The organism is Thalassospira sp. UBA848 (genome assembly GCF_002295455.1).
Taxonomy (GTDB): domain Bacteria; phylum Pseudomonadota; class Alphaproteobacteria; order Rhodospirillales; family Thalassospiraceae; genus Thalassospira.
In genome coordinates this window covers 1-9619 of sequence record NZ_DBGS01000039.1, presented here as the reverse complement: position 1 = coordinate 9619, position 9619 = coordinate 1, and the positions used below count along the sequence as shown (strand labels likewise).

General features: G+C 49.4%; 9 protein-coding genes. 8 read left to right on the top strand and 1 reads right to left on the bottom strand.

Annotated elements, in window-relative coordinates:
- Positions 1-329: 329 nt before the first annotated feature.
- Entirely contained in the window at positions 330-566 is a 237-nt protein-coding gene (locus B2R48_RS05435; RefSeq protein ID WP_147252120.1) for a hypothetical protein, read from the bottom strand.
- A gap of 340 nt (positions 567-906) precedes the next feature.
- Here B2R48_RS05435 and B2R48_RS05430 point away from each other — a divergent pair, with 340 nt between their 5' ends.
- The 8 genes from B2R48_RS05430 to B2R48_RS05395 all read left to right on the top strand — a co-directional run.
- A complete protein-coding gene (locus B2R48_RS05430; RefSeq protein WP_083997108.1) occupies positions 907-1470 on the top strand; it encodes a cupredoxin domain-containing protein in 564 nt (187 codons plus the stop codon).
- 78 nt (positions 1471-1548) lie between these two features.
- Positions 1549-3231, top strand: a complete 1683-nt coding sequence (locus tag B2R48_RS05425; protein WP_414716176.1) for a copper resistance system multicopper oxidase — start codon at positions 1549-1551, stop codon at positions 3229-3231.
- A 2-nt stretch (positions 3232-3233) separates the two neighbouring features.
- Positions 3234-3956, top strand: coding sequence for a copper resistance protein B (locus tag B2R48_RS05420; RefSeq protein ID WP_296998595.1), 723 nt, complete (start codon positions 3234-3236; stop codon positions 3954-3956).
- Between the two features lie 69 nt (positions 3957-4025).
- Positions 4026-5225: an ABC transporter ATP-binding protein gene (locus B2R48_RS05415; RefSeq protein ID WP_064781636.1), complete on the top strand. Its 1200-nt coding sequence runs from the start codon at positions 4026-4028 to the stop codon at positions 5223-5225.
- Positions 5226-5776: 551 nt separating this feature from the next.
- Entirely contained in the window at positions 5777-6112 is a 336-nt protein-coding gene (locus B2R48_RS05410) for a YHS domain-containing protein (protein WP_064781637.1), read from the top strand.
- Positions 6113-6222: 110 nt separating this feature from the next.
- Complete coding sequence (locus B2R48_RS05405) at positions 6223-6672, top strand: c-type cytochrome (RefSeq protein ID WP_068518363.1); 450 nt, start codon at positions 6223-6225, stop codon at positions 6670-6672.
- A 7-nt stretch (positions 6673-6679) separates the two neighbouring features.
- A complete protein-coding gene (locus tag B2R48_RS05400) occupies positions 6680-8017 on the top strand; it encodes an APC family permease (RefSeq protein WP_068518364.1) in 1338 nt (445 codons plus the stop codon).
- 42 nt (positions 8018-8059) lie between these two features.
- Positions 8060-9619, top strand: a 1560-nt coding sequence (locus tag B2R48_RS05395) for an HAD-IC family P-type ATPase (RefSeq protein ID WP_296998590.1), incomplete at its 3' end; no start/stop codon positions are given.

Here is a 9619-nt window from a genome sequence, read left to right as displayed (position 1 = left end):
TCTGGAAACTTGTCCCGACGGCAAAAGCAGCTATCAAAAGTATGGTCAAAAACCTGATGCGATTGAGCATGGTTTACTTCTATCCCAAGGATGCGATGCTGTCTATATCGAACTACAGTAAATCCTATTGCTGCACCTCTGTGCCCATATCCAGAGACTAGGAGAATTGTTGGGTTACGCAGCATTTAATAGGATTTGATTGTGCTTCATCTATAAATTGATTGTTAGCAAGTCATACCCGCAGATTAGTGAATAACTCAGCACAACAGGTTGTTCATCTGTAGCGCATAACGTGATTTCATGGCGACGAATGCAGTAATCTATTGTTTTCACCTTGCTGATGGCTCAAGCAGCAGATGTAAATTCGTGAAATAGTCTGTCTTTGCCACAATATTGCCACTTGACCGCATTGATACATCAAGATAACCATTGCGCTGCAACATTGTGATAGGATTCTCCTTTTGCGGATCATCTCGTGCATACTTTCGGTTATCATCGCGTTGACAGTAATGCTGTCTGGCGCTGAGGCCGTGCATGCCAAAGCCGCTGATATTAACAGTGGCCATCACAGTGTTGTCTCCGTCATGGCTGACAGTAGTTCTCACACACAGGATCCATCGCACAACGATGTTTGTGGCATGGCTGTTTGTGGTCCCTATGTGCAGCAAATGTCTGGTAACTGGAACGCTGCACCTGTTTTGTTGTCTGTAAAGTACTGGGCAAAAGACAGAACGCTCTCGCCTGCAGAGCTTGATGTTAGCGTCAAACCTCCCCGCACCTAAGATATTCAGTTCCTTATCTAAACTGCATTCGTGACGTAATCTGTCGCTATGAGTCCGATCACTGACTCTGTGTAAGGTTTGCGTAACGAGATCCTTTATACTGAATTATCTCGGGAGCATTTTCATGCCCAAATACACTACTTCTGTCCTTCGCCTTGCTGTTGCTTCCGCCCTTGCTATGGGTAGCCTTGCCGGTATCCAGACTTCTGCATTTGCTGGTGCAGGTCATAGTGGCGGTCATAATGATGGCGTCGAAATCGGAGCGCCTGGCGATATCTCTGATGTTCGCCGGACAATTCGGATCACGATGGAAGACAATTTCTATGACAAGGAAAAGATTGTTGTTCGCGGCGGCGAAACCGTTCGTTTTCTAGTCGAAAACAAGGGTGAGTTCGTTCACGAATTCAACATCGGCACCGCAACCATGCATGCTGACCATCAAAAAGAAATGATGATGATGATGGAACACGGGGCCCTTGAAGTAGACAAAATCAACATGGACATGATGGAAATGGACATGGGGAACGGTGAAACCATGAAGCACAACGATCCGAACAGCGTACTTCTGGAGCCGGGTGATTCTGCCGAGGTGATCTGGACCTTCCCGAAAGACGCAGAACTTGAATTTGCGTGCAATGTACCAGGCCACTACGAGAGCGGCATGGTCGGTAAAGTTCGCCTGCAGTAACCACTGCGCAGGGTCTCGCGCCAGAGGGAATCCCTCCCTGTTGCCTCTGGCGCACCTCAACCATCGGAGATCATGAGAATGAGAAAACTTCTTGGGCGTGCCCTTTTGGGGGCGCTAAGCACTATTGCTGTGTCAACAGCAGGGTATGCGGCAACCTATAATCTGTCTGTCGATTACGTTACCATCGACACAGGTGATATGAAAACCAAAGCAATTGGCTATAACGGGTCCTCGCCCGGTCCGACCTTGCGCCTCAAAGAAGGCGAAGATGCCGTCATCAACGTGACGAACAACCTGGACGAGACTACATCTATCCATTGGCATGGGTTGATCCTTCCCTACCAGATGGACGGTGTGCCGGGCATCAGCTTCACCGGGATCGAACCGGGCGAGACTTTTACCTATCGCTTTCCTGTCAAACAGAGCGGGACCTATTGGTTTCACAGCCACTCTGGCTTCCAGGAACCAGATGGCGCTTACGGCTCAATTGTTATCGAACCCGAAAAACGCGAGCCATTCAAGTTCGACCGTGAATATGTCGTTGTTCTGAAAGACAAGCACCCTCATTCCGGGGCGCGTATTCTGCGCAACCTAAAGATGATGCCGGACTACTACAACCGTAACCAACGCACGCTCGGAGACTTCATCTCCGACGTTTCGGAAAACGGTTTGGGAGAAACTCTCTCTGAACGTGGAGACTGGGGCAGCATGCGCATGATGCCAACAGATATTGAAGACGTTCCGGGCTTCGTCGGCCTCATCAATGGTAAATCACCGGAACAAAACTGGACCGGACTATTTGAGCCAAACGAACGTGTGCGCCTGCGCTTCATCAATGCATCGGCCATGACTTACTTCGACGTCCGCATTCCGGGACTTGAAATGACTGTTGTCCAGGCTGACGGCAACAATGTTCAACCGGTCAAGGTTGATGAATTCCGCATTTCGGTTGCAGAAACATACGACGTGATTGTTCAGCCGACAGCTGAAAAGCCGTATGCAATCATGGCCGAATCAATGGGACGCTCGGGTTATGCATTCGGATCGTTGTCGCCGCAAGAAGGGTTGAAAGCTGAAATGCCAGCCAGACGCATGGACGCTCCGTTGCTGACAATGGCGGACATGGGAATGGATCACGGTAGCATGGCCGGAATGGATCATTCTTCGATGGGCAGTGGTAACGAGAACGGTATGGCTGGAATGGACCATTCGAATATGGCCGGAATGGATCATTCTCAGATGGGAATGTCCAAAGATGATCCCTTCTATGCCGCTGGAAGTGGTTTGACACCAAAAGCAGCCAATGGCGGAAAGTTCCTCTCCTATGCCGACCTGAAGGCACAGAAGCCTTTGTACCCTGAACGGCCTGCAACGCGTGAAATTGAACTGCGCCTTACCGGAAACATGGAACGCTATACGTGGTCAATCAATGGCGTCAAATATGAAGATGCAGAACCTATCCGCTTGAAATATGGCGAACGGGTGCGCTTCAAGTTCGTCAATGAGACCATGATGTCACACCCGATGCATTTGCACGGGATGTGGTCAATCCTCGATACTGGCAACGGTAAATGGGATCCGGTTAAACACACCATCAATATCAACCCTGGCATGACCGTTTATTCGGAAACCGAAGTTGATGAACCTGGGCAATGGGCTTTCCACTGTCACCTTAGCTATCACATGGCTTCTGGCATGTTCCGAAAAGTGGTTGTAGAGGGCGGTCCAGCCGTCGCGGCACTTGAGAATGGAGTTCAATAACAATGAAAACACTAACTTTGGCCGCGATTGGTGGTGGTGTTCTTTCCACGATCCTGTCCTTCTCGTTCACTGCCAAAGCAGACAATCACATCTTTTATGGCATTCAAATGGAGCAGTTTGAATACCGCTCTGGTGACGAAGGGGAAAATCTTTTCGTTTGGGATGGTGATGCATTTGTTGGCACCGATGAACTGAAGTTACGTTGGCAAGGCGAAGGCGAGCGTGATCTCAAAAACGACCTTTACGAAAACTTCGAGAACAGACTGGTCCTGCAAACACCAATCAGCGACTTTTTCGATGCCAAAGCCGGTATTCGTCTGGATACGCCAAGCACAACAGATCGTTGGTATGGAACCGTTGGAATCATGGGGCTTGCTCCTCAATGGTTTGAAGTCGACGCTGATCTGTTTGTCAGCGAGACCGGAGACGGCAGTGCGCGGCTTGATGTTGAGTATGAAGGCTTGCTGACCAATCGTTTAATCCTCACACCTTCGCTTGAGCTGAATGCTGCGTTCTCTGACGATAGCGAGATTGAGGTCGGACGCGGGTTTTCAAGCGCAGAGATCGGACTGCGGCTTAGCTATGACCTCATCGACCGTGCCGTTGCACCGTATATCGGGGTTGCCTATGAGCGGAAACTCGGCAAAACCGCAGACTTTGCAAAAGATGACGGCGAAGATTACGAGGCAACTTACCTCGTAACCGGTCTCCGCCTTCTTTTCTAAGCATCACACGACAGGGAGGACTTTCCTCCCTGTCTGTTTTGCCGAACCTTCTCAAGGAACCTAACTACAATGATGGAAATCGTCCACGATATGGGGCATCGCTTGACGCACTACATATCAAGCGATGCACACTGGTGGGTTCATCTTGTATTCCATTTGGTGGTGTTTGGGGTGCCGGTTGCGCTAATTATTATTCTCAGCGCGACGGGATACAGGGCTTTAAGACGCCGCAGATCTGTTCTTGCGCAACAGGCTCAAAAGCCCTCGGCAAAGAGCGGAACAGCGCTCCTGCAGTACATATTCAGAGCTTCATGGAAGCGGCAGATAAAACTGGGGCTACTGGCGACGGCCTCTTTGCCGGCTCTTTACATGAGCCTCGAGCTTCCGAAGTTGATCATCAACAACGCCATTGAGTCAGGACATTTTCCAGTTACCTATTTAGGAATGGAGTTCTCTCAAACGATGGCTTTACTTACTCTCTGTCTGCTTTTTTTATTGGCGATTGGCGTGCATGGCTGGCTGAAATATCAGGTTAATTTGCAATCCGGTGCGCTGGCAGAACACATGTCACGCCGCCTACGGCTTGATATTTCAAAATTCAGCTTTCGAAAGCCATCCCCCAAAGGAGGGGAATTGATTCCGGTTATTGTGCAGGAGGTAGAGCCCGTAGCTGGATATGCTGCAGAGTCGATTGTGCTGCCTTTGTTACAAGGCGGTACATTCCTGACGATTCTGACTTTCATGCTCGTGCAAGATTTGGTTTTGGGCATCGCCGCAACCGCACTGTTGCCGCTTCAGATTTTTGTCATCCCCAGATTCCAGAAGAAAATTAATGCTTTGTCTCGAACGCGGCTGAAGGAAGTCAGAGTTCTCGGCGAGAAGATAGGGAACATCTCAAACGATAACCAGCCAGGTGCCCGGGATATTTACGGGTCATACAAGCGACTTCACGACCTTCGTCTCTCTATCCACAAGAACAAGTTCGCCATGAAGTCTTTAAACAATTTCATATCACAGATGACGCCCTTCTTCTTTTACACAATTGGAGGGTATCTGGTGATAAAAGGCGATCTCACGCTCGGGGCTCTAATCGCAGTATTAACTGCATACAAAGACATGGGCGCTCCGCTAAAAGAGCTCTTTCGCTACTATCAGGCGCAAGCCGATGCTCACGTCAGATACTCCGAAATCAAACCTTACATCTCAAAGGAAATCAACAGTACGGACAACCGGCTTGCAGATGTAACGGTTCTGTCTGAAGTCGGTTAAAAAAAACGTCCCCTTAATTGAGGTAGGTCAACGTAACTCGATATTTAAGGGCATAAGTGTTACGTTACTGCCCAAAGGAAGTTTGATCAATGAATGCACAGCAAGCACTAATACGCGCCGTACTGATCCTGCTCGTCGGGATTAGCGCTATAATGCTTGCTCCCCATATTGCAGTCGCGTCGACTGGATCTTTTCCTGCGCATTCTGCAGAACTCAATGGTTTTGACGTTGAACACCAGCATGACCTGGCTTCGTGCTGCCCTCAGGTTTCTTGTCACTCCACATCAGCGGTCCTTACCGAGATTATCCTACCGGTTTCCGAGTTTTCCCATGTACAGAACGGGATAGAAGAAGTGTCCCTTCAGCCGGTATCTCGGTCATGGATTTTCCAGCCTCCCATATCCTGATCCTCCCGAACAAATAGCGAATAACTGTTCTGGGTTCTGCACCTGCCGATGGCATGCGTACAGATCGAGCCTTGGTGTTCTGCACCATGCTGCTTTCAGACGGAACAGTCATACCTAAAGGTATTTATGGGATGGCGAAGAGAAATGGAAAATATTCTCAGTTGGTTGCTTTGGGGAGCCTTCATCATATTGATGATGCGCTTTGGTTGCGGTGCTCACATGTTTGGGCACAAAAAGCACACCCACAATAAGAAACAAGCGGACGGTCAGGCTGAGGCAATCCGATGGGAGCACCCTCAGTCCGCCGTTGACCCGGTTTGTCATAAAACTGTCGATCCGCGCATCGCCAAAACAGCCATTTATGGCGGTGAAGTATTCTACTTCTGTTCAGACACCTGTCGTTCGAAATTTGAAGTGTCGCCAGATACCTATGTCGATGGCAGCGCAATTAGCCGACAAACTCACGTATCGCCAAGCTAGTTCAGCGAAATCAATAGGCGGCAGCAACAGGACCAGGGTTGACTAGTTCCCTTGGTCTCACGTGTCTTCGAATATTTGATACATACGCATAAAACAAAGGCCCGAAGAAAATGAAAAAACAAATCAATTGGCCAAAGTATTTGGTTATCGGTTTTTTCGCAGTAGGGATCATCGCCATGACCCTGAATTCGTTTCTGCCCGGGAAAGATGACATCAAAGATCTTGAACTGACCGATAGCGGAATTGCGCTCCCCAGTTTCAGCAAGGAAGCCATGGTAGGAAACCAGCTTTTCGATATGAACTGTGTTGCTTGTCACGGAGGCAATGCAACAGGCACAGAGCAAGGCCCGCCGCTGATGCACAGAATCTACAATCCGGGACATCATTCAGATCGCGCATTCTATCTAGCTGTTCAAAACGGGGCAAAACAACATCACTGGCCCTTTGGCGATATGCCAGCCCAGCCTCAGGTCAGTTCGGAACAGGTAGCACGGATCATTCGTTATATACGCGAGCTGCAAGAAGCAAACGGCATCGCGTACCAAAAACACCAAATGTGAGGCAGGAATGGATCATCAGGCAGAATACAAGAAAAACAGTATCTCGCTCCTTGGCGCCATATCCATGGGCACCGGTGTTATGATCGGAGCAGGAATTTTTGCTTTGACCGGACAAATTGCCGAACTTGCAGGAAAGTGGTTCCCGTTGTCGTTCCTGTTTGGCGCACTTGTCACTGCTTTTAGTGCTTATACCTACATCAAGATGTCCAATGCTTTCCCGTCTGCAGGCGGGATCGGAATGATCCTCCAAAAAGCATACGGGCCGGGAGCCATAGCAGGCGGCGCAGCATTGCTGATGGCCTTTTCGATGGTCATCAACGAGAGTTTGGTCGCAAGAACATTTGGAACCTATGTTTTGCGGGCGTTTGACCTGACAGAGCTTGAAGTTCTTATACCGGTATTGGGTGTTTGCCTGATAATTTTTGCATATGCTGTTAACAGAGCTGGCAACAAATCGGTTGGCCTGTTTTCAATGGTCATGGCCGCGTTGAAGATCGGCGGCATTGCATTGTTTGCAATTGCAGCGCTGTGGGCTGGTGGATACTCGTTCGAGCCGTCATCACCCGACGGCGCGAGCTTTCCATTGGCCGGTTTTGTCGCATCAATTGCTCTTTCAATTCTGGCCTTCAAAGGGTTCACAACGATCACAAACAGTGGTGCTGAAATCGTGAGCCCTCATAAGAATGTGGGTCGTGCGATTACGTTCTCAATCCTGATTTGCGTTGTCGTATATATTCTCGTGGCGCTTGCTGTTGGTTCAAGCCTTGACTTGGACGAACTGATAAAAGCCAAAGACTATGCCCTCGCCCAAGCTGCACAGCCAGCATTGGGGCCCATCGGATTTTATCTGACTGTGCTGCTCGCAGTCGTTGCGACGGCGTCCGGTTTGCTAGCAAGCGTGTTTGCGGTGTCAAGAATGCTCGCGATGCTGACCGATATGGAGATGATCCCGCATAGTCATTTTGGAATGTCGGGTTCAATCAAAGACCACACACTTGTTTACACGGTTGTCGTGGCAGCGCTGTTGACAATCTTTTTTGATTTAAGCCGGATCGCTTCACTTGGCGTGTTTTTCTATCTGGTCATGGATGTGCTCATCCACTGGGGATGCTTTAAGTACCTACGACAAGAAATAGGAGCACGCGGCTTTGTAATGATTACAGCAATTGTCTTTGACATCATCGTGCTGCTCGTTTTCGCCGGCATGAAATTGCAAAGCGACCCATCCATTGTTCTCATTGCAACTTTGATGATCGTTGCTGTGTTCATTTTTGAACGTTGGTTCCTGTCAAACTGGATAAACCAATCGGCCAAGGCGCACAGTCACGATCACTCAGAACATTGATTATCCGCAGTGACATTGCAGCATAACAGCAGGAAGCAGACCATGTCTGATCATCATCATAAGAAGCACCAGCATAATCACAAAATGTCTGATCAATCAGGACACGCGACGGATCCTGTTTGCGGTATGTCGGTCACAGTGGATGCCGATACACCACGCTCGAGGTACGGCAGTGAGACATATTATTTCTGTTCGCAGAAATGTAAGGGCAAGTTCGATAGCTCTCCTGAGAGCGTATTGTCCACTGAGGAAGAGGCATCTGCTGCAAACAGCGCTTCGTCATCGACTTCGGGTCGCTACACCTGCCCGATGCATCCAGAGATCATACGATCCGAACCTGGTTCCTGTCCGATCTGCGGAATGGCACTGGAACCGATGGATACACCAACAGAAAATGACGCACCAAACCCCGAGATTCAGGATTTCAAAAAGAGATTCTGGTTAGGCGCAGCTCTTACGGTGCCGCTGATTGTTCTAACGATGGGGCCCTTTGTTGGTTTGGGTTTCATCCGGGAAATGATTGGAGAACGCGTTACTCTTTGGGTTGAGTTGGTTCTCGGAACGCCTGTTGTCCTGTGGTCCGGCTTCCCATTCATGGTTCGTGGATGGCATTCTGTGGTGAACCGTTCTCTCAACATGTTCACATTGATCGGGATGGGTGTTAGCGCAGCTTATATATTTAGCGTCGTCGCAGTGATTTCTCCTGACATTTTTCCTGATGGATTCAGAGATGCACAGGGACATGTCGGTGTGTATTTCGAAGCTGCAGCTGTCATCGTTGTCCTTGTGCTTCTTGGCCAACTGTTGGAATTGGGGGCACGGGAACGAACCGGTTCGGCAATCAAGGCGTTATTGGGTCTTGCTGCAAAAACAGCCCGCATTATTGAAGATGATGGTTCTGAACGAGAAGTTCCTCTTGAAGATGTGACCGTCGGAATGAGCTTGAGGGTTCGTCCAGGTGACAAGATACCTGTCGATGGCGTTGTCGTTGAAGGACGGTCGTCAGTTGATGAATCCATGATTTCGGGTGAACCCGTTCCAATTGAGAAGAATCCAGATGATGATGTCACCGGAGCAACAATCAACGGGAATGGCAGCCTGATCATCCAAGCCAAACGGGTTGGCAAAGATACTGTCTTGAGCCAAATCGTTGATATGGTCTCCCATGCTCAGCGAAGCAAAGCGCCAATCCAAAAGGTTGCAGACACGGTTGCAGGCAAGTTTGTGCCTGCTGTTATCCTGGTTGCTTTGATCGCCTTCGTCGCTTGGGCCATCTGGGGACCAGATCCGTCACTGTCATACGGGCTTGTCGCAGCAGTCGCTGTTCTGATCATTGCGTGTCCTTGCGCTCTTGGTTTGGCAACACCAATGTCAATCATGACCGCTACCGGTCGTGGTGCGCAAATTGGTGTGCTCATTAAAAATGCAGAGGCCCTGGAGCGATTTGCGAAGGTCGATGTGCTCATCGTCGATAAAACCGGGACTTTGACAGAGGGTAAACCAAAACTTGCAGGTGTAATCGCTCAATCAGACTATCAGGAGGAGGAAGTTCTTTCTGCCGCTGCGGCGCTCGAAAAAGGATCCGAACATCCATTGGCTGAC

Excerpts from the sequence above, each read along its gene's own strand:
- B2R48_RS05405 (WP_068518363.1), top strand. The coding sequence starts at position 6,223 with ATGAAAAAACAAATCAATTGGCCAAAGTATTTGGTTATCGGTTTTTTC.
- B2R48_RS05425 (WP_414716176.1), top strand. The coding sequence starts at position 1,549 with ATGAGAAAACTTCTTGGGCGTGCCCTTTTGGGGGCGCTAAGCACTATT.
- B2R48_RS05400 (WP_068518364.1), top strand. The coding sequence starts at position 6,680 with ATGGATCATCAGGCAGAATACAAGAAAAACAGTATCTCGCTCCTTGGC.
- B2R48_RS05430 (WP_083997108.1), top strand. The coding sequence starts at position 907 with ATGCCCAAATACACTACTTCTGTCCTTCGCCTTGCTGTTGCTTCCGCC.
- B2R48_RS05410 (WP_064781637.1), top strand. The coding sequence starts at position 5,777 with ATGGAAAATATTCTCAGTTGGTTGCTTTGGGGAGCCTTCATCATATTG.
- B2R48_RS05435 (WP_147252120.1), bottom strand. The coding sequence starts at position 566 with ATGGCCACTGTTAATATCAGCGGCTTTGGCATGCACGGCCTCAGCGCC.
- B2R48_RS05415 (WP_064781636.1), top strand. The coding sequence starts at position 4,026 with ATGATGGAAATCGTCCACGATATGGGGCATCGCTTGACGCACTACATA.
- B2R48_RS05420 (WP_296998595.1), top strand. The coding sequence starts at position 3,234 with ATGAAAACACTAACTTTGGCCGCGATTGGTGGTGGTGTTCTTTCCACG.